General features: G+C 70.1%; 8 protein-coding genes. All 8 read right to left on the bottom strand.

The window, feature by feature from the left end; all coding sequences use genetic code 11:
* Positions 1-27: 27 nt before the first annotated feature.
* A complete protein-coding gene (locus FW760_RS21520; RefSeq protein WP_446443939.1) occupies positions 28-12,660 on the bottom strand; it encodes a filamentous haemagglutinin family protein in 12,633 nt (4,210 codons plus the stop codon).
* A gap of 205 nt (positions 12,661-12,865) precedes the next feature.
* Positions 12,866-14,008, bottom strand: a complete 1,143-nt coding sequence (locus FW760_RS21515; protein ID WP_043860338.1) for a substrate-binding domain-containing protein — start codon at positions 14,006-14,008, stop codon at positions 12,866-12,868.
* Between the two features lie 337 nt (positions 14,009-14,345).
* Positions 14,346-15,551 (bottom strand): type II secretion system inner membrane protein GspF, encoded by a 1,206-nt coding sequence (gene gspF / locus FW760_RS21510; protein ID WP_116054576.1) that lies wholly within the window; start codon positions 15,549-15,551, stop codon positions 14,346-14,348.
* Complete coding sequence (gspE, locus tag FW760_RS21505) at positions 15,551-16,969, bottom strand: type II secretion system ATPase GspE (protein WP_043860340.1); 1,419 nt, start codon at positions 16,967-16,969, stop codon at positions 15,551-15,553. Before gspE ends, gspF begins: the two co-directional genes overlap by 1 nt.
* Positions 16,966-19,317 (bottom strand): type II secretion system secretin GspD, encoded by a 2,352-nt coding sequence (gene gspD, locus FW760_RS21500; RefSeq protein WP_116054579.1) that lies wholly within the window; start codon positions 19,315-19,317, stop codon positions 16,966-16,968. The genes gspE and gspD overlap by 4 nt, the downstream gene beginning before the upstream one ends.
* Positions 19,314-19,832 (bottom strand): type II secretion system protein GspM, encoded by a 519-nt coding sequence (gene gspM / locus FW760_RS21495; protein ID WP_116054582.1) that lies wholly within the window; start codon positions 19,830-19,832, stop codon positions 19,314-19,316. Before gspM ends, gspD begins: the two co-directional genes overlap by 4 nt.
* Entirely contained in the window at positions 19,822-20,769 is a 948-nt protein-coding gene (gene gspL / locus FW760_RS21490) for a type II secretion system protein GspL (RefSeq protein WP_116054584.1), read from the bottom strand. The genes gspM and gspL overlap by 11 nt, the downstream gene beginning before the upstream one ends.
* Entirely contained in the window at positions 20,766-21,725 is a 960-nt protein-coding gene (gspK, locus tag FW760_RS21485) for a type II secretion system minor pseudopilin GspK (RefSeq protein ID WP_446443938.1), read from the bottom strand. The genes gspL and gspK overlap by 4 nt, the downstream gene beginning before the upstream one ends.

Genomic DNA, 21,725 nt, shown 5'->3' with positions numbered 1-21,725 from the left:
ACCCGCCCCGAACCGAACCTGGCAACCCTACAGCACCAGATTCCCCCGCTCCTCCTCCGTCAACCGCCCCCGCGCCTGCTCATCCAGCGCCCCGGCCCCCAGCACCTGCACCGGGCTCTGCGGGTTGTACTGCGGCCCCAGGCTCGCGCCCTCCTTGCCCGGCACCAGGCGCTCGGTACCAAACCCCAGCACCTGCACGGTGATCACCGACGGCTGACGCTGGCGGGCCGCGGCCTGCTGCTGGCGCACCGCATCTTCGGCGGCCTGGGTCGCCGACGACGCCGCCGCACTCGCCGACGAGATCGCGCCGGTGTTCACCGCCGCCACCACCGGCATGCCCTTGGCATCACCCTGCACCTGGATGTTGGCCGCGTTCACCACCTGCAACGCGGCAATGTTGACGTTGCCCGACACCCGGATGCCCGCCTCCCCCGCATCGATGGTGCCCAGCGGCGCAATCAGGTCGATGTCCCCTGGCGGCACTTCCACCACCGGCGCCAGGGTGGCGATACCCGCACCGGTACTCGGCACCGTGGGCGACAGGCTGCTGTTGCCCCAGGTGTCGTACAGCCGGCGCGGCGGGGTGTAGACCACCGTGGTCTTGGAACCACGCCCGGCGTTGATGTCGCCCTCGGCCGACCAGCCCAGAATCGACCCGCCAAAGGTGGTCATGATGCGGCTCTGCCCCAGCAGGATGCTGCCGCGCGCGTACAGCTGGATATCGCCGTTGCCCTGGGTGATCACCCCGGCGCCGGCCGGCGGCGCCTCGCCCTCCACGCCGAACACCTGCTGGCCACCGGGGGTGAGCATCTGGATCGCGCCCCCCACCTGGGTACGTACCCCGGCCCCGCCGAACATCAGGATGTCGCCGTCGTAGCGGATCGGGTTGCCGGCCACGTCCTGCTCGGGGAACAGCGCCGCGATCGCATTGCGCCCGCGCAGGTAGCTGCCCTGGCGCGGCCCACCCACGGTGTTGTACTCCAGGCCGCCGGCACGCAGCTCGGCAAAGTACACCTGGCGCGCAAACACCGCCTGCTCGGTCGCCGGCAGGCTGGCGAACCGCGCCCGCGCCTGGGCCGCATCGCCCTCGAAGGCGTAGCGCTCGGCCAGCCATTGACGCAACTCCTCGGCGTAGGTCTTGGCCACCTTGCCCGGCTGCGCCGCCAGGCTCTGGTTGCTGTCGGCAAGGTTGGCCGGGTTCAGGTACAGCTCGGCAAAGCGCGCATACCCTGGCCCCTGGGCGCCCACACCGGCCTGCAACACCAGGCTTGCGCCGGGGCGGTTGTCGCCGGTGACGATGGCGCCCAGGCTGGTGATGGCCGCGCGGTCCTCCTGGCGCAGGTCACGCCCGGCACTGACGGTGAGCGTGCCGGGGCCGGCCACGTTCAGGCCACTGAACAGGATGTCGCGCCCAGCCACCACCTGCGAATGATCGGTGGCGTGGTTGTGCACGAACAGGTTGCCGCTGGACAGCGCCAGCGCACCGACGATGTCCGACATCATCGCCGGCACGTAGGTGGTCTCGCCAAGGCCGGTACCGCTGTACACGATGTCGCGCCCCGCCATCATCCACACCGGTGCGGCGCCCTCGTACCAGACGGCCCCATTGCGCGCATTGCCGAAGTTCAGGACCTCGCCCGAGCGCACCCCCACCAGGTCGCCGCTCACGGCGTAGATGCGCGCCGGCTGCAACTGCCCGTAGGCATTGGCGGTGCTGGTGCTGCCAAAGGCGAACAGCGGGAAGCGACCCGCTTCCAGGTCTGCCGCAATCCCGTCTGGCCTCTGGTTGCTGACGCTGTGGCCGTTGTAGCTGCCGATGAAACCCGGGTTGAACGGCGTGGCCAGGGCCGACGGTGCGGCGCCGGACTGGTTGATCGCATAGCCACCGGCGTAGATCGAACCCTGCGCCACCAGCTGCAATTGGGCATTGGCCGAAGGTGCCAGCAGCAATGAGTAGCCACTCGCGCCCTGCAGCCGGTTCTTCTCCCGGTACTGCGCGGAGTTCCCGTAGTACAGGTTGCCGGAGGCCGCCACCGCACGCAGGATCGACGGGTAGACAAAGCGCCCGTCGGTGGGCGAGGTATCCAGGCCGGACAGCGCATCACCGCTGACCGGCTGGGTCAATTCGATCAGCTGGGTGCTGGGGGTCAGGTCACCGCCCGCCGAGAACAGGTCGATGGCAGTGTTGGCCGTCCACAGGCTGAACCAGCTGTTGCCGCCCCCCGCCGCCGTGCCGAACGGCGTGGTGTTGAGCGTGGGCACACGGCCCGGGTCGGCCGCCGCCCCCAGCACCAGGTCGCCCCGGGTGCTCAGTTGCACCGTGGCGTCGCCGGGCACCACCACCAGGCCGCCTTTGGCGCTGGCCAGGGTGGCCTGGAACGGGTCGTAGGCGCGGGTTTCGTGGCTGTCCTGCTGTATCCCGAGCGCGCCGTAGGCACGGTCGATACCGCCCACGGCCGCTGCCGACACCTGCAGGTTGCCGCGCAGGTTGACCAGGGTACCCTGCAGGTCATGGGAGGCCACGCCCAGTACATCGGCGTTGTCGCCACGCCCCAGGGCCGCCTGGGTCGGGTTGACGGCGCCGCCGACCTTCAGGTTCAGGTCGCCGCCACCGCCCAGCGTCAGGCTGCCATCGCGGCCCACGCGGCCGGTGCTACCCACCGCCAGCTGCAGGGCCTGAGTACGTGCGCTGTCGTCCCACTGCGTGCGGTACTGGTCAGCGGTATTGCCGATCACATCGAGGGTGCCGGCCTGCCCGCCCACCGTGACATCGAGGTTGCCCCCGCCCAGGGTGCCGAAGCCGGTGAAGCCGGCCACCACACTGTTGCGCTGGTAGCGCACATAGGTGCCGAAGTTGATCCACCAGGCCGTGGGTATCTGCTCGTCTGCCGCCAGCGCGTTGCCACTGCCCTGGCGCCACAGCCAGTTGCCGACCTGTGCAGTGGGCAACTGGTAGGCCAGGCGGGTCAGGCTGCCATATTCGCGGCTGAGGGAGTTGCCCGTCAGGTTGCCCCCCACCGTCAACAGCAGGTTGCCGCCCTGCTCCGGGTACCAGGCCTGGTACAGGCTCTGCGCGCCGCCATCGACCAGCGCCTCGTAGCCGCCGAGAAACTCCGGCAGCACCTGCCCGTCATTGGCCTGCCCGCGTGCCAGTTGATAGGCGGCGGGCACCGGGGTCGCCGTACCGGCGGTGTACACGCCGAACAGCGTGGTCATCTCCAGGTTGCCGGCGGCGATCAGGTCCAGGTCACCGGTACCGGTACGCAGCACGCTGTAACGCGAGGCGCCGCCGGGCACCGTGTCGTGCTCGGTGTTGCCCGGCGCGGTCATCACGCACCAGGTGGGGAACTCATCGCACAGGGTGGGGTAGCCAATCGCATCGAAGTCGATCAGATCGCCCGGCCTGGCATCTGCGCCAAACCCGTCGATGCCTTCCTGGGTCCAGGCCAGGCCACCGCCGGCGGCCGGTGCCCGGGCGCACCAGGTGGGGAACTCGTCGCACAGCGTGGGGTAGCCGATGGCGTCGAAATCGATCAGGTCACCGGGCCTGGCGTCCACGCCAAAGCCGTCGATGCCTTCCTGGGTCCACACCAGGCCGCCCCCGGCAGCCGGTGCCCGGGCGCACCAGGTGGGGAACTCGTCGCACAGCGTGGGGTAGCCGATGGCATCGAAGTCGATCGGGTCGCCGGGCTTGGCGTCCACACCAAACCCGTCGATGCCTTCCTGGGTCCACACCCAGCCGGCACTGGCGCCTACCGCCAGCATGCCCACGTGGTGGTCGGCCAGGCGCAGGCGCCCGCTGGCGTTCGGGTCGGCCAGGCGCGGGTCGGCCGCCGTGGTATCGGCACCGGCCACCACGCGCAGGTTCCACGACTGCGAACCGGCCGGCAGCATGCTGGCGACCGCCCAGTTGGTGCCCTTGCCCTCGCTGCGCAGCGCCACCGAGCCCACGCCCCCCAGCTTGACATCGGTGCGCGGCGGAATGATCGCGCCGCGTTGCAGCACCAGATTGCCCGCCAGCAGCACCAGGTCATCGGCGCCACCGTTCAGCAGGTGGCCCGGATCGGACGGCAGTGCCACGCCTTTTGGCCAGGTCATGGCCGTGACGGGCGTGTTGACCACCAGCCGCGTGCCGGCGCCCAGTTGCATGCCCGCTTCCAGGCGCAGCGGGGCCTCCAGGCGGGTGCCCGCCGCCAGTGCCTGGCTGCCGTCGGCGTTGTAGAGCGCCGCCGAGAGCACGGTGCCAGCCGGCAGCTCGATCGCGGCCGAAAGGGTTGCACGCACTGGCAGCACAGCGCCCGAGGCCAGCACGCGCGCCTGTATCGGCAGGTCGTAGTTGAGCACCTGGCCGGCCAGAAAACCGGTGCCCTCGTGCAGCTCGACCCCGCCGTTGGGCACCACCACCTGGGCGCCATAGGCCAGGCGCCCTTCCAGCAGCACCCAGCCGCCGTCGTCCTGGGTCTCGGGTGGCGGCGCGAAGCCGTCGTTGATGCTGCCCAGCACCTCCACGTCGCCACCGGCACGCAGGCTCAGGCTGCCGGCCTCGCCCGAGCCGTACACCGCGCCGGTCTTGTGCACGTTGGGGTTGAGGCTGGCATAGCGGTAGCGCGACAGGTCGAGGTCGCCGCTGACCACCAGGTCGCCGTCGGTGATCACTTCAAGCCCCGGGCGCAGGTGGAACTGCTGGGCGTAACCCTTGACCAGGCCGGCGAGCTTGCCGTTGACCAGCGCCGTGTTGGCCAGGGCGCTGTCGATGAACTGCACGCTTTGCGCGTGGCGTGCGTCGAGGTAGGCCTGGTCGATCTGGACATAGGGCTTGCCGCTGACATGCGGGTCGACGCCCTGCGGGGCCGCATGATCGCGCGCCATGGCGAACAGGTCGATGCGCTGCGCACCAAGAATCGACAGCGCCTGCGAGGCGTCGATGGCGATGTCGCCATGGGTCGGGTCGTCGGCCCGCAGCCGCGGCGCATACAGCGCCAGGGTGCCGCGCTCGCGGCCATCGTGCTGGCCGGCGGCGCCGCCGCGGGGTGCGTCGGTGCCATGGCGCAGGTCGATACGCACGCCACGCGCCAGGGTCAGTTTCCCGGCACCGGCATTCAGCTCCACCGTGGCCCGGTTGGGGCTGTCGATGATCTTGCCGTAGCTGTCCACGCGCAGCACGCTGCCATGTGCATCGAGCACCGCGCCCTGGGCCAGGGTCAGGCCATTGCCGGCGGCCAGGCGAATGCTGCCGACACGCTCGCCGCTGGCATCGATCAGGCCGTTGACACGCAGATGGCCGTTGTCCAGCGACACCTGCACCTGGTTGGCGCGCACCCCGTTGCCGATCTGCAGGTCGCCCTGCTTGAACTGGAAGCGCCGGCTGCCATGCACGCCGCCGTTGTTCAGGCGCTGGTTGAGCGTGGCGAAGGCACTGCTCAGGTCACCGGCCAGCCCCTGGGCACGCAGGGTGAAACCCGCACCCGCGTAGGGCACCTGGGTGCCCCCGGCATCGTAGTGGCCGGAGCTTGCGCCCAGGAGGCGGCCTTGCAGGTCGACCTGGCCGGCACTGGCGTCCAGCGCCACCACCTCCAGGCTGCCGGCCTGGTTGTGTTCGGCGTGCAGGTCGATGCTCGAGCCGGCCGCCTGGTGGATGTTGCCGTGCTGGCTGCGCAGGATCACGTCGCCGCCCCAGCTGTACTTGTCCAGGTCGTTGAGGCTGACCTTGCGCCCGGCCAGGTCCAGTTGCGCCGCCTGGCCCAGGCGCAGGTCGCCCTGGCTGTCGAGGGTCAGCTTGCCGCTGGGCAGTGCCACGCGGGTGTCGAGGTCGATGCGCTGCGCGCTGAACGACCATTCGGCGCCCAGCGCCCCGGCCTTGAGCTGCGCGTCGGCGGTGCTCGGCGCCGCCCCCGCGAGCATCTGCAGGGCACCGCCGACGCGCACCTGGTTGACCGAGCCGGCTTCACCGGTCACCAGCGGGGTGCGCACCAGCAGGTTGCCGCCGCTGTAGCGGTAGCCTTCGCCGGTCACATACTCGCCGCGTGACTGATACACCGACAGGCTGCCGCGGTGGTTGGCAGTCAGGCGTTCGCTGGCCAGCAGCGCCACGTCGCTGAAGCCCAGCGCCAGGCGCTCGAACGCCGGCTGGCTGCTGCTCTGCGCCTGCGGGCCATACCCCAGTTCGATGCGCCGGGCTTCGATCTGCAGCCGCCCGCTGCCGGTGCCGGCACCGTTGCCGAGCAGGGCCGGCGCGGCCTGGGTGGCGCCACTCCAGATCAGGTTGCCGGTACGAATGCTGGCCACGTCAGTGGCCGCGCCATGCCCGTAGATCGCCGGGGTGCCCAGCACCAGGTTGCTCAGGCGCGACTTGCCGGTCGCCGGGTCGAGGGTGTCGAGCGCGGTGGTGCCGAAGAAGTTGAGGCTGTCCTGCACGGTCAGCGTCAAGGTTTCCAGGGCTGGCGCGCCACGGCGGGTATCGCCCTGCAGCAGGCGGTCGAGCACCTGCTGGTTGAGGGTCAGGCCGCTGGGCAGGTAGCCCGCCGCAGCGGCAGCGGCCAGGCTTTGCGCACTGCCGACGTTGATCGCGCCCACCGCCAGGGTCAGGTTGCGGGTGCCGAAGCGCACCTGGTCGTCGAGGCTGAAGCGGTTGTTGGTGGCGGCGGCAATGGTGCCTTCGGAATACAGCTCGGTCTGGCCGCTGCACCGCGTCAGGCAGCCGCCGATCAGGATGCTGCCCGGCCCGGTGATCGTCCCGCTGGGCGCTTGCGGCGCCAGCACGTCGACCCAGCCATTGGACACGATCAGCAGGCTGCTGTTGTGCGGGTTGTAGAGGTAGCCGTCGCGGCTGTCGTAGGCGGGTGCGCCCTGCCCGAGCGTATCGATGCTCGCGCCTTGCTCTATGTTGATGGCGCCGGCGATGCGCCCGGTAACCATCAGCACTTCGGCGGCCTTCAGGTGCGCGCCACCCTTGAGCACGATGCTGGTGCCCCTGGCATCACCGAACAGCAGCTGGTTGCCACCCTGCCCGTACACCCGCTGCCCGGCGTGGCCGATGCGCAGGCTGCTGGCACCCAGGGCGTTGAGCTGCGACGCGGCAATGGCGGTTTCGCCGGCACCCGGTGTGGCGGGCGCGTTGTCGCCGTGGATCACCAGGGTGTCGCCGAACAGCACCGTGGCGATGCTGCCGTGGCCCTTGTCCGCCGGTTTGTTCAACAGCACGCCCTGCATGCTGAAGCCGGGCCGCGTGGTGTCGTTATGGCCCAGGTCCAGGGTCAGGCCCTTGGCATCGATGGGCAGCGCGGCACGCGGGATACCCAGGCGTGCGGCATCGTTGAGCAGGAACTGGCTGAAACTGGTTTCGTTGTACTGCGAGTACCGACGCAAGGTGTCGGCACCGGTCAGTATCAGGTGCTGCGACAGGGCATCGCCCAGCCCGCTGCCGGCGATCGAGCGCTTGCCGGTCAGGCCCCACGAGCCATTGCGCAGCGCCGTGGCACCTGCCTGCGACGCGCCGACGCTGGCCTGGCCGTTGACCTCGACACGGTAGGCCCCCGGCAACAGCGCATAACTGGCCGGCAGCAAGGTGTAGGTGCCGGCGGGCAGGCCTGGGATCCCGGCGTCCAGGGTGATCTGCTGGCCCACCAACGGCATCGAACCCGATGGCTCGCCCGCCACCGCTTCGGGCGCCACGCTGGCCTGCACACCGGGCACGATGGCGTACACCGGGTTGTTCGCCAGGCCCGGCAGGCTGAAGCTGCCATCGGGGTTGTTGCGCACCAGCGGGTGATAGCGGGCATCGGTGGAGCCGCCGCGCCCGGAGATGAAGCCGGCGCCGCGCACATCGCCACCGCCGGACAGGTCGATTACCGCACCGGGTTGGACCGCGATGCTGCCACCGCCCAGGGTCACGTTGAGCCAGCCGTTGGGCAGGCTCTGCCCCAGCACCGTGCTGTTCAGCGACTGGCCGGCGAAGTTGTACACCAGGCCATCTACCGTGCCGCCATAAGGCATCACCAGGCCGGCGGCACTGACCGAAGTCAGGCTGCCAGGGCGCAGGGTCACTTCGCGGGTGCTGGCGGTGCCCAGTACCAGGGCGCCGAGGGGCGCGCGCAGCACGCCCTGCTGGTCGATGGTGTCGGCCTGTATCGACAGCGCGCCAAACAGCGAATAGGGCTGGGCAGGCGTGGCCGCGCTGCTGCGCGCAATCTTCACATGCTCGGCCTTGATCACTGCCACGGCATTGGTGCCAGGGTAGATCTGCGCCGCGCTCAGGGTCAGCGTGCCCGGCGCCACCAGCCGCGTGTCGTTACCGCCCAGTGTCTTGAGCAGGCGCAGATCGCCGCTGCTGTTCAGGCTGACCTGATGGAAGCCGCGTCGATCGATGCTCAGCGCTTCACTCACCCCCGTGCCGAACTTCAGGGTATTGCGTACGTCGATCAGCGCCGCATCCACCTGCAGCCTGGCCTGATCGGCTTGCGACGAAAGCGCGATACCGATCTGATTGTTGGTGAGGCCCGGCCCGGCCGGCGGCAGGCTGGTGTACCCGGCCAGACGCACATGCGCAGCCGACAGGCGCACCCGGGTATCGGCGCGAGCCCCTTCGGCCAGCCCCAGTGCACCGGCATACAGGTGCAGGCTGCGCGCCGGTTGCAGCGTCACGTCGTCGGTAAAGCTGATCACGCCGCGGCTGAACAGCGTCAGTGCATCGAACCCGCCCTGCGCCACCTGGGCCACGCTGAGGTGGCCATGGCCATGTTCCAGCTTACCGGCCTGGTTGGCGAAGGCTTCCCCGCGCGGGCTGATACGCAGCTCGCGCTGGCGGATGGCCTCGGCATAGGCCGGGGTGATCGGGTAGGTACCGCTCTCCAGCGCAAGGGTCAGGCTGCCGCCCGCCACGCCAGCGCCACCCGCCGCTGCACGCAACTCGCCGTCCACGTACAGGCCATTGATCGAACTCAGGCTGATGCTGCCGCCCTGGCTGGCCAGCCGAGTCGCGCCAACCCCGGGTACATCGACGCTCATCTGGCTGCCGGACGCATCCAGTACAGCGCCGCGCTCGACCACCACGAACAGGTCGGGGGCCAGCGCGCCACCCAGGTTGGGGTCGAAGGTGCTGCCGATGACGATACTGCCGCCCTGGCGCAGTTCGCCATAGCGCTCGCCACGCGCGTCCACGGCGGTGACGGCACGGGCCGATACGTCGAGCAGCGCCCCGGCGCCGACCCGGATCGCCCGTTGATGTGGCTCGAACCGCACCGCACTGGTCAAGGCCTCCTGCACAACAGTGTCAGCCAGGGTGATCTGCCCGCCGTGTGCCACCAGGCTGCCGTCAACCTGCAGGCCACCGGGGCTGCGCAACGTGATGGACTGCCCGTCATCGACCTGGATACGGCTGCCGCTGGCTACCTGCAGCCAGCGTGACGCCACCTGCTGGGCCAACTGGTCCAACTCGCTGCCCGCCTGCAGCAGCAGGCTGGCACCGGCGCGCTGGGTCAGGACGCCCTTGGCGGCGTTCTCCAGGTACTGCGGTGGCGTCCACAGCTCCAGCGCCTCGGCCGCCGAACGGGCATCGCCACGCAGGCGATACACCGGCCGCGTCACCTGCACCTGGCTGTCGGCCGCCACCTCCAGGCGCTGGTTGCCCACCACCTCGTAGCGGGCAAAGCCCTTGGCGAAGAAATCGCTACCCAGGTTCAGGCTGGCCGCCGGGGTGTCGGCGCCGATGCTCACGTTGTCGCCGCGCAGGGCCAGCGTGCCGGCACCCGTGGTGCCGTACCCGCGCAGCTCGCCGCCCAGCAGCAACTGCCCACCGGCCCCGCCCGAGGTCAGGCTGGCCAGGCTCAGGTCGCCACCGGCACCCCCGCGCCAGCTGCCGTCGGGGGTGCGCGCCGCGCCGCTTTCCACACTCAGCACACTGCCCTGGCCCAGGCGAATGTCGCCGGTGCCACGCAGGGCCAGCGAACCGCCGTCCAGCCAGGCCGACAGGTCGGCGGGCTGGGCATTGACGCCGTCCTGGCGCCGGCCGCTGGCCTCCACGCGAACCCCGTCGGCCACCTCGATACGCGCGGCCAGGCCGGCATTGCCGACCCGCAGGCTGTCCGAGCCGCGTTGCAGGTTGCCCAGCAGCAGGTCGCCGCCGTGGCTGACCAGGTCGGCGTTTATCTGCACCTGTGGCGCCAGCAGGCTCAGGCCGGCGCCGTCGGCCAGGTTCAGCGCCTGCTCCAGGCGGATGCCCTCATACGCGGCCACGTGCAGGCCGCCAAGCTCGCGCAGGCGCTCGGCCTCCAGGCGCAGGACGCCTTCGCGCTCGGCCTCGACCGGGGCGTCGAGGGTCAGTGAGCCGCCCTGCACCTGCGAGCCGATCACCACCTGGTGCAGGTTGCCCGCGCCGGCGTTGAGCACGCTGCCCGTGGCGGTGGGCCGGTAGTCGCCAACGATCAGCTGCGCGCCGCGGGCCTGGCTCAGCTGGCTTTGCCGGTAGCCGTCGAGGCCGGCCTGGGGGGCCTGCAGCTGGTGGTCGCCCTTGAAGGTTTCGCCCAGGATCTCACCGCCCAGCTGCGCATTGGCGGTGCCGACCACCAGCCGCCCGGCATCGCGGCCAACGGTGTAGCCGTTCTCCAGGCGCTCGCGCGGGGCGATCAGCGGGCTGTAGAAGTAGCGGGTCTGGCCCCAGCGTGCGCTGTGCTGCTCGTAGCCCTTGTACACGCCCTGGTACAGCACATCGCCAGGGGCACGCGAGAGGTTGTACAGGCGCCCGTCGGCGCCCTTGAGCCAGGTCTGCTTGAGGTAGCCGGTGGCCACGTCCAGCGTGCCGCCCGAGAGGTTGACCAGCGAGCCGGCCTGGGTCACCAGGTCGCCCCCGGTGAAGCTCACCGTGCCGCCCTGGGCCAGCCACTCGCCCAGCCCGTGGCTGCGCGTGCCGAGGTAGCCGCCCACTTCCAGCAGGCCGCCGGCGGTGTACCAGCGCTCGCCCTCGTAGCCGTTGGTGCCGGCGGCCACGTGCACCAGCTCGCGGATGTCGACCCACACATCGGTGCTGTTGAGCGCGCCGCTGTCGCGGTTGCCCGCCGCGTCGCGCTGCTCGTTGCCCTGGATGTTGACCTTGATGCTGTTGCTGTCCATGGCCAGCTTGACCCCGACAGCGCCCGCCACGTCCAGCACCGCGCCGTCGCGCAGCAGGCTGCGCTGGCCGGCACTCACCGCCACCTGGCCGCCGGTGGCCAGGGTCAGCGAGCCGCCCTGGAAGTCCACCGTGCCGCCACTGACGATCTCGACCCGCGACAGGCTGCGGTCATCGGCCACCGCGCTGAGGTTGTCGAACGCGCCGTTACGCTGGTTGACCTGCCCGCCCAGGTCCTTGCGCACCGCCTCGCGCTGGCTGTCCAGTGCGCTGCCGGGGTTGGCGTCGATGACGATGGCAGTGGTGCTGCCGGCGGCCAGGGTCACGTTGCCGGTGCGGTCGCTGGCCGCGTTGAGCAGGTGGATGGTGCCGCGGTTGTCGATCGAGCTGGTGGCCACGGCCACGCCCTGCTGGCGCACCTGATGCCCGGTCAGGGTGATGTCGCCCTGGCTGGCCTGGATCAGCCCGCTGTTGCTCACCGTGCCGGCCGTGCTGCCGGCCTTCAGCGTGGTGGCCACCTCGTTGCCGCGGGTGGTGGAGTACGGGTTGCCCGCCGTGCCGACGCCCTTGCGGATGTAGAAGGTATCGCCCGCCGCCAGGGTCGCCTGGCCCTTGGCGTTGATCAACTGGCCGGCGTTCTCCACCTCGTGGCCCAGCAGCAGGGTGTAGCCACCGCCCTGGGTGGAGCTGGCCGGGGCGTGGGTCTGGATCAGCGCGCCGCGCTCGACCATGACCTTGCCGGCGGCATCGGTGAAGGTCGGCTGGCTGCCCAGGCTGTCCACGTACAGGCCGCGCTCGGTGAACTGCTGGTCGCTGATGGTGGCGGCGGCCGCCGTCAGGTTGCGCACGTTGATCTGGCTGCTGCCGCTGAACACGATGCCGTTGCGGTTGACGATCATCAGCGTACCGTCGGCCTTGATCGTGCCCTGGATCTGGCTGGGCGCGACGCTGTTGCCGACGCGGTTGAGCAGTGCCCAGTTGGCGTCCTGCTGGAAGGTCAGCTGGGTGTCGCGGCCGACGTTGAAGGTTTCCCAGTTGAGAATCGCCTTGTCGGCGGTCTGCTTGATCGTCACCTGGGTGGTGCCGCCCTTCTGCGTCTGTACCGGAGCCTCGGCGTTGGTGAACAACGGCTTGCCATTGGCATCGAGCAGCGGGTTCAGGCCATTGCCGCCCAGGCCGTTGTGGATGCTCGAGGGCGCCGCCAGCGCGGCGGCGCGGCCGGCCGCCTGGGCAGCCTGTTGCGCGGCGATGGCGGCCACGGTGTTGTTGAGGTTTTGCAGCGAACGCTGCAACTGGGCATTGGCACGCTGCTGCTGGGCCAGCGGCGGTGGCAGCCCCGGCAACTGCACCGCACCGCCCTGCCCGCCCGTACCGCCGGCCTGCGGCGCGCTGCCCTTGGCCGCGAACCAGGCCGAACTGAACGCCGCAGGCGCCGCCTGCACGCTGCCGGCCAGGGCCAGCAGCGCAATCACCTGGGCCAGCGGCTTGAGCCGCAGCAGGGGCATATCGGCCTGACGGTGGGTACGGTGGGAGGGCGAAGCAGCAGTGCCAAGGCGCATTGCAATCAATCCTTTTCTGGTCCATCGCGGTAATGGGATGCCACACGCCGGTGCGGCCGGTGACCTATGACATAGGCGGTTGCACGGGCGGCAGACCGAACCTTTGTCACGCAAAGTTCATGTGATCGGTGGCGTTCTGAAACGCAAAAGCCGGTAACGGCGCGAGCCGTTACCGACGGGGTACAGCGACAGGCGTCGACGCGGCTTAGGCCGGGCGGCCCTGGGTGTTGCACACGCTGAGGTTGTTCACGCCCAGTGCGCCGGACTGGTTGGCGAACTGCAGGCGAACGGCGTTTTTCCAGGCTGGGCTCAACGGGATCAGCTTCTGCGCGATGATGGCCGCATCGTTGTTGGTGGTGGCACCGTAATGACGGTTCAGGAAGGCGACGACGGCGGTGCCGTCTGCGGCGTCCTTGTAGCACTGACCGAAGATCAGGTTGGTGTAGGCAACGATGGAGTAGCCGGTGGCCGGGTTGGCCAGCACCGGGGCCCAGTTCTGCGGAATCGCGCGTGCGGCGGCGGTGGCCGGCGGCGCGGCGTTGGCCAGTGCAGTCTGCACGTTGCCGACGGTTGGCAGCAGGTTGTTGACGCGGGCGACCTTGGCGTTGTTGGTGGCATCCACGTCTTCAGGGCCTACATAGCCGATGGCGTCTTCGGTGCCGTACACCGAGGTCACGATATCGCCGCTCAGGGCAACACCCTGGAACGTGGCAGGCTCTGCACCGACCTGAGCGGTGGTGAAGGTGCTGCTGACGCCGAACTGGGTCGGGCACTGGCTGTTCAGGTGACGGGTGAAGATCTCGGAGGTGCCGCTGCTGCCGCTGCGGTAGAACACCTTGATGGCCTTGTTCGGGTAGCTGGCGTCGATCTGGTTCCAGTTGCTGATCGAACCCGAGAAGATCCCGCACAGCTGGGCGCTGGTCAGGTTCAGGTCGTTGACGGCAGTGCCGTTGGCCAGCTTGAGGTTGTACGGGATGGTGACCGAGGTGGCTGCCGACGGAACCTGGATCAGCGGGCCCCACTTGTTGGCGACGTCGTTGCCGGCGCTGTTGTGGTCCAGGTTGTAGGTGTTGATTTCCGCATCGGAAAGGATCGAGTCGCTGCCTGCGAAATCGACGGTCACACCGGCGGGCTTGTTGATATCGGCGGCACGGTTGAACAGGAAAGCCGACTTGCCTTTACCGCTGCCAACACCGGTGTAGGTGTCGAAACCGGCGCCCAGTACGCCTGGGGTGGTGTACAGGCCTTGTGGCAGGGTGGCACCGCCACCGACAACCGCTGCCATCGATTGAGCCGAAGCCAGTGCGGCAACAGCCAGCGAGGCTGCGATCATAGTGCGCTTAAACATGAAGAAGCTCCTTTCGTCGTGTTCGTACGTTGAGGTGAGTCGCGCTTGCATGTCACGGTGGCGTGGCGCAGCGCCTTGATCCAGAGGGCTTGCTGGCCGATCCACGAGGCTTAGGTTGGCAGTGCGCGGTGACAGTCAGAGGAAAAAACATCGGGAGCTTGGCGGGTAATTTCTCGGGTGTTTCGGGTGGCCTCATCGCGGGTCAAGCCCGCTCCCACACAGGTCAGTGTGGGAGCGGGCTTGACCCGCGATGGCTTCACCACCGATGGGGCGGCCCCTCGAGGTCCCGGATTCCCCGGCAACCCACTCGGGTGTTGCCCACCCCCCCCAAAAAAAATCACTGCACCAGCTGGTTGATCTCGATGATCGGCAGCAGCACCGCCATCACGATCAGCAGCACCACCGCACCCATCACCACGATCATCAGCGGCTCCAGCAATGCGGTCATGCCCATCGCTCGGCGCTCGATGTCCTTGGCCAGGCTCTGCGCCGCGCGGTCGAGCATCGGCGGCAGGTTGCCGGTCTTCTCGCCGCTGGCGATCAGGTGGATCAGCAAGGGCGGGAACACCTTCTCCACCGCCAGCGCCGACGCCAGCCCCACGCCTTCGCGCACCCGCGCCGTGGCCTCGCTCACGCACTGGTCGAGGCGGTCGTTGGCCAGGGTCTGGCGCGCCGCCTCCAGGGCCCGCAGCAACGGCACCCCGGCACTGCCCAGAATCGCCAGGGTCGAGGCGAAGCGCGCGGTGTTCAGGCCCAGCACGAAGCGCCCCAGCAACGGCAGGCGCAGCACCCGGCTGTGCCAGGCCAGGCGTGCCGACGCGCCGCGCAGGTACACACGCCAGCCCCATGCTCCGGCCACCAGCACGATGAAACACAGCCAGCCCCAGGCCCGGATGAAGTCGCTGGCGTTGAGCATCGCCAGGGTCAGCCCCGGCAGGTCCTGGCGCGCCTGGGTGAAGGCGCTGACCACCTGCGGCACCACGTAGCTGAGCAGAAAGATCACGATGCCGACCGACACCAGCCCGACCACGCCGGGGTAGATGAACGCGGTGAGGATCTTGCCGCGCAGGGTGTTGCGGTCTTCGATGTAGTCGGCCAGGCGCTCCATCAGCTGGGCCAGGTCGCCGGACTCCTCCCCCGCCGCGATCAGTGCGCGGTAGATCTCGGGAAAGTCCCGCGGGCGCGCCGCCAGCGCGTCGGCCAGGCGCATGCCGCTGCGCACGTCGCCGCGCACCGCGCCCAGCACCTGGGCGATGTGCTTGCGTTCGGCCTGCTCCAGGGTCGCGCTCAGGGCGCCCTCCAGCGGCAGCCCGGCGGCCAGCAAGCTGGCCAGCTGGCGCGTGGTCCAGGCCAGGTCCGCATCCGACAGCTTGCTGGCGAACAACCCGCCGCCGACACTGGCGGCAGGCTCCGGCTCGACCTGCAAGGCGCTCAGGCCCAGCCCGCGCAATTGCCCGATCACCGCCGCCGGGCTGTCGGCCTCCAGCTGGCCACGGCTGATGCGCCCCTGGGCATCGGCGGCTTCATAACGGTATCGGCTCATCAGGCGTCCCGGGTCACACGCAGGATTTCTTCCACGGCGGTACTGCCGCTGTCGACCCAGCGCTGGCCGTCCTCGCGCATGCTCAGCATGCCGGCCTGGCGCGCTGCGGCGCGCAGGGCCTGTTCGTCGGCGCCCTGGTGGATCAGGCCGCGAATCGGGTCATCGATGCAGAACAGCTCGTGGATCCCGGTACGCCCGCTGTAGCCGGTGTGGTTGCAGCTGGCGCAGCCATGGGGGCGAAACTGGCCGGGGGCATTCGGGTCGGGCTGACGGCAGTGCGGGCACAGCCGCCGTACCAGGCGCTGGGCCAGCACGCCGAGCAGCGCCGAGGCCAGCAGAAAGGGTTCCACGCCCATGTCGAGCAGGCGGTTGACCGCCGACACCGCGTCGTTGGTGTGCAGCGTGGCCAGCACCAGGTGCCCGGTGAGCGAGGCCTGCACCGCGATCTGCGCGGTCTCCAGGTCGCGGATCTCGCCGATCATGATGATGTCCGGGTCCTGGCGCAGGATCGCGCGCAGGGCCACCGCAAAGGTCATGTCGATGCGCGCATTCACCTGGATCTGGCTGATGCCCGGCAGGTCGTATTCCACCGGGTCCTCGACGGTGAGGATGTTGCTGACGCTGGCATCGAGCCGCGCCAGCGCCGCGTACAGGCTGGTGGTCTTGCCGCTGCCGGTGGGCCCGGTGACCAGCACGATGCCGTGGGGCTGGCGAATCAGCACGTCCAGGCGGGCCAGCAGCGCCGGGGCCATGCCCAGGGTTTCCAGTTGCAGACGCCCGGCCTGCTTGTCCAGCAGGCGCATCACCACCCGCTCGCCATGCCCGGTGGGCACGGTGGACACACGGATATCGATGGGCCGGCCAGCCACGCGCAGGGCGATGCGCCCGTCCTGGGGCAGGCGCTTTTCGGCGATGTCCAGCTGCGCCATGATCTTGATCCGCGACACCAGCGCCGCGTGCAGCGCCTTGCGCGGCGAGACCACGTCGCGCAGGGTGCCGTCGACCCGGTAGCGCACCACCGAGTGGGTCTCGAAGGGTTCGATGTGGATGTCGCTTGCCTCGTCGCCGGCAGCCTGGGTCAGCAGCGCGTTGATCATGCGGATCACCGGCGCGCCGTCCTGGGTGTCGAGCAGGTCGGTGATCTCGGGCATGTCCTGCATCAGGCGGTCGAGGTCGACGTCGTTCTCGGCCGCGCCGACCGCCGCTGCGGCGCCGCCGTTGTCGCTGTAGGCGCTGGTCAGCAGGCGGTCGAGCTCGTCTTCGCTGACCTGCTCGGCGGCCTGCTCGCCGAACTGGCGGCGCACCTCGCCCAGCGCCCAGGCCGGGGTCGAGGGGCACAGGCGCAGCGGCGCGGCGTGCTCGCCGGCCAGCAGCACCACGCGCTGGGCCTTGGCCCAGGCGTAAGGCAGGCGGCTCACCGGGCGACCCCGACTTCATCCAGCGGCACGGCGCGGATCGCCGCACGCGGGGTGCCGAAGGCCGCGCCCGCGCGCGGTACGCCCTGCTCGGCGCTGGGCAGCAGCGGCATCTGCGCGTCCGGCAGCGCCCAGGAATGGGCCGGCTTGAGCCCGCCCTGGGCACGGCGGATGAAATCGTAGCGGTTGAGGGTGATGCTGCGCCCCACCTCGGCATCGCGAATGATGTAGGGGCGCAGGAACACCATCAGGTTGGTCTTGCTGGTGGCGCGGCGCTCGTTGCGAAACAGCACGCCCACCCCCGGCAGGCTGGAAAGAAACGGAATGCCGTCGTTGGCCTGGGTGTAGCCGTCCTGCAGCAGGCCGCCGAGCACCATGATCTGGCCGTCGTCGAGCAGGATGCTGGTGTCGATGGCGCGCTTGTTGGTGACCGTGCCGGCGGCACTGGAGGCGCGTTCGTCGACGCTGCTGACCTCCTGGTAGATGTCGAGCTTGACCGTGCCGCCTTCGGAGATCTGCGGGCGCACGTTGAGCTTGAGCCCCACCTCTTCGCGCTGGATGGTCTGGAACGGGTTGTTGCTGGTGCCGCCGCCATCGGTGACGTACTGGCCGCTGACAAAGGGGATGGTCTGGCCGACGAAGATGCTCGCCGCCTCGTTGTCCAGGGTCAGCAGGTTGGGCGTGGACAGCACGTTGCTGCCGCCCTTGCTGGTCAGGGCGCGGGCCAGCACCTTGAGGTCGAGCACCTCGCCGATGCCGGGGATGTTCACCGTGCCGTCCACCACGCCCACGCTCAGGCCGGGGGGCAGCGCGTCAATGCTGTTCCTGGCACCGCGATTGAACCCGGCACCGCCCAGGTTGGCGCCGCCGAACACGCCGTTCTTGCCCAGGTTGCCGGCCTGCCACTGGATGCCGAATTCGTTGGCGTCGTCTTCGCTGACCTCGACGATCAGGCTTTCGATCACCACCTGGGCGCGGCGCTGGTCGAGCAGGTCGATCACCTCGCGCAGGTTGCGGTACAGCGGGTCGGGTGCCGAAATCAGCAGGGTGTTGGTGGTGGCGTCGGCCTGGATGGTCACCCCGCCGGCGGAAAACGCGGTGTTCTGCTCGCTGCCCTGCGAACCGTTGCCATAGGCGTTGCCGGCCTGGCCGAGGCTGGCCCCGTAGGTGGCGGCTGGCGGGGTGGCGCTGGTGGTCTGCGCGGTGTTCGCCGCCGCGCCGCTGCCGTTCTGCTTGCCTGCCAGCAGGCCACCGCCGCTGAGCCTGGCGCGGGCGTCGTCACCGCTGCTGCTGTCGCTCTCGCCGGTGAGCAGCCCGCGCAGGGCCTGGGCCAGCTTGCCGGCCTGGGCGTTGCGCAGGTACACCACGTGCAGGTTGCTGGGGTTGTTCTGTGCGTTGTCGAGCTTGTAGATCAGGTCGCGGGCCAGTTGCGTGCGCTCGGGGCTGCCTGCGCGGATCACCACGCTGTTGGAGCGCGGGTCGCCGATCACGCTGATCTTCTGGGTGGGGTCGTTGCCCTGGGTTTCGAGCAGCTCCGAGACCATGGCCGCGATGTCGCTGGCGATGCCGTTCTGGATCGCCACCACGTCGGTGTCGATGGCGCTGGGGATGTCGATGCTGTCGAGCAGCCGGGCCACACGCTCGAGGTTCTCGGCATAGTCGGTGACCACCACGGTGTTGTTGCCGGGGTAGGCGTTGATCGGGTTGTTGGGCGACACGATGGGGCGCAGCACCGGGATCACGTTGACCGCGTTCTCGTATTGCAGGCGGAAGGTGCGGGTGAGCATGCCGGTGCCGGCATCCTTGCTGTTGATCGGCCCGCCCAGCAGCTTGGCGTCGGCCTCGGGCACCACCTGGCTGACGCCACCCACGTCGACCACGCTGATGCCCTGCATGCGCAGGGCCGCCAGCAGCATGGCGTAGGCACGTGTGGCCGGCACCTCGCCTTCGGACACCAGGGTCAGCTGGCCCTTGACCCGCGGGTCGACCAGAAACTGGCGCCCGGTGGCCCGCGACAGGGCGCGCACCACGGCCTGGATGTCGGCGTCGACGAAGTTCAGCTGCACCGGCTGGTCACCCAGCGGGTTGCCCGGTGCGGCACTGGCGCTGCCATCGCTGTGGGGCCTGGCGCGGTGGGCAGGGGCACGCGGGGCCGGGCGCTGTGGCTCGACCCGCGCCTGCAGGCCGTGGCGTTCCAGGCTGGTCGGCCCGGGCTGCACGTTGGCCAGCGGTCGGCCCAGCTCGCTGCTGGCCAGTGGCTGCGCAGGCTGCTGGCTGCAACCGGCCAGGGCCAGTGCCAGTACCAGGGGAGCCAGGCCGGCCAGTCGGCGCGGCAGTTGGGTGCACATCATGACGATTCCTTAGCGCCTTGCGCCTGGTCCAAGCGAACGATTCCGGAGAACGACGCCGTGGCCGAGGGGTCGGCCAGCGGGTCGCGTTGCAGGCGGCTGTGCACCACCGTCAGGCCCAGTTGTGCGGGGGCCTGCAGCAGCCAGGCGGTGGCGGCCTCGGCGGGGGCCTGGACAAGATCGAGCTGCCAGCCGCCCTCCACCGCCTGAAGCTGGTAATGGCCGCTGAGCCCGGCGTGCTCCAGGCTCTGGCGCAGGGCCGGCGCCTGTTGCGCGGCGCCCGGCAGTGAGGGGGCGTGGGCAAGCAGGCCGTCGAGGGTTTGCGCCTGGCTGCGCAGCCTGGGCGTTTCGGCCTCCCAGTGGGCGATGCGCGCCAGTGCCGGCTGCACCAGCACCAGCCACCACAGCGTGGTGCCCAGCAGCAGTGCGGTCAGGGCCACGGCGCGGCGCTCGCGCGCACTCAGGCCGTGCCACCAGGGGCGCAGGCGGCGCAGGGGGTGCCGTGCCTTACTCAACATTGGCCACCTCCTCGCCCGTGGCGGTCGCCGGGCGCAGGGTCCAGCCGTGGTCGCTGCTGCTGGCCTCGATGCCCTGTGCCGCCAGCTGTGTTTGCCAGGCGTTGTCGGCCGGGGGCCGTGCGGCGCCGGGCAGTGGCTGCAGGTCGAGCACGCCGTCGTGGTAGGTCAGTTGCTCGACTGCGCCGGCCAGAAACGGCATGGCGCTGCCGGCGGCCTGCAGCAGGTGGTTGAAGGGTGCGACCGCGCCATTGTCGCCGGCGGCGAGCTGCTGGCGTACCTGTTGCAGCGGGTTGAGGATCACCTGCAACTGCGGGTAGGCAGCGCGTACCTGCTGGTGCATGTGCTGGCGCAGTTGCTGGCCGGTGTCGGCCAGCCGCGCGGCGTAGAGGTTCAGGCCCAGGGTCCAGATCATGGCGGCGCTGGCGCACAGGGCGAGTGCCCGTGGCCAGCCGTGCTGTGCGGCGCCAGGGGCGCGCAGGCCGCTGTGCAGGCTCGCCACCGGGCATGCGCCGGCCCTTGCCGGGGTCGGGTACAGGCCCCGGGGTTTGAGGCCGGCATTCGACAGCCACTGCGCCAGGCCCTGCAATGCCGCCTGCCCCAGCCATGCCACCGCCACCTTCCCGTCCGCTGCCCGTGGCCCGTGGGCGATATGCACGGCGCGCACATCGCCCAGTATCAGGCCCTGCGCCGCGCACTGCACCGCCGCCCCCAGGCGCGCCGCCGGCAACGGCGGCAGTACCAGCTCGGTGCACAGGCTGTCGTCCGGGTGCAGCCACGCCAGCACCTCGCGGCCGCGCGCCAGGCTCTTGAGCTGCGCCTGCGCCGCCTCGCCCTCGGCCTCGGTCCGGCCCTGGCGGTCCAGTTGCCGATAGCCGACCCGCGCCCCGCCCTCAAGCGCCGCGAGCCGCGGCAATGCCATGTGCAGTTGTGCCTTCATGCGCCCACCCGTGCCCAGACAACCTGTGCCAGGGGCGCCTGCCCGCGCAGCAGCAGCGCCTCCAGGCGCACCTCGCGCGAGCCGCTACGGGCCACGCCGTGCAGGCGGAACCAGTCGCTGGTAATGCCCACCGGCACGCTTTCGAGCACCACGTGGGGCATCTGCAGGCGGTTGACGAAATCCCCGCGGTTGACGAACCAGCGCCCGCCGTCGCGCTCGGCGATCAGCTGGCGCGCCTTGTCTACGCTCAAGCCCGGCACCTGCGCCGCCAGCACCTCGGCGGACGCGGTGTTGCCATTGATCCAGGTGTTGGCCGGCAGCACCGTGGCCACTCGGCGCAGGCGCGCCAGCCCTTCGGCATCCAGCCCCGGCACGGCCAGCTGGTCGAGGCTGCGCAGCATCGGCCGGCGTGCCGGCACCGGGCGCGAAGCGGCACCCGGCGAGGTTGCGCGGCCACTGTCGAAGCCGTGCACCGCCTCGGCCACGGGCGCCTGCCGGCGCGGGTAGCCGTCGATCACCCGCGCCGCGATCGCCTGCGCCACCGGCGCGGCCAGGCCGATCAGTGCACACAGGCGCTCGAAGGTGGCCAGGGCCTGCGCGTCGGGTTGCTCTTCGACCACCAGGTTGCGCAGGTTGAACTTGCCCTGCTCGTCTTCCAGCCGGCCCTGAAACACCGCGCCGTGCTCGCCCACCGGCAGGCCGGCGATGGGGCGCGCCCAGCCCTGGTCGAGGCGTACCAGCGGGTCGACGCGGCGCTGCTCGGCCAGTACCTCACGGCTCCAGGCCAGGCCCGCCTGCAGCACGCCCAGCCCCTGGGCACGCTGCTGCAGGCTTTCCAGCTCACGGGTGAATACGCTCTGGCGGCTGATCATGCCCGCTGCGATCACCGCCACCACGGCGGCTATCAGCAAGGCACTGATGATCGCCATTCCGCGTTGCTGCGCGGACGGTCTCAT

The sequence above is a fragment of the Pseudomonas sp. 1176_21 genome (assembly GCF_052850635.1).
The sequence above is the reverse complement of the archived record's forward strand: the minus strand, read 5'-3'. Positions and strand labels throughout refer to the sequence as shown.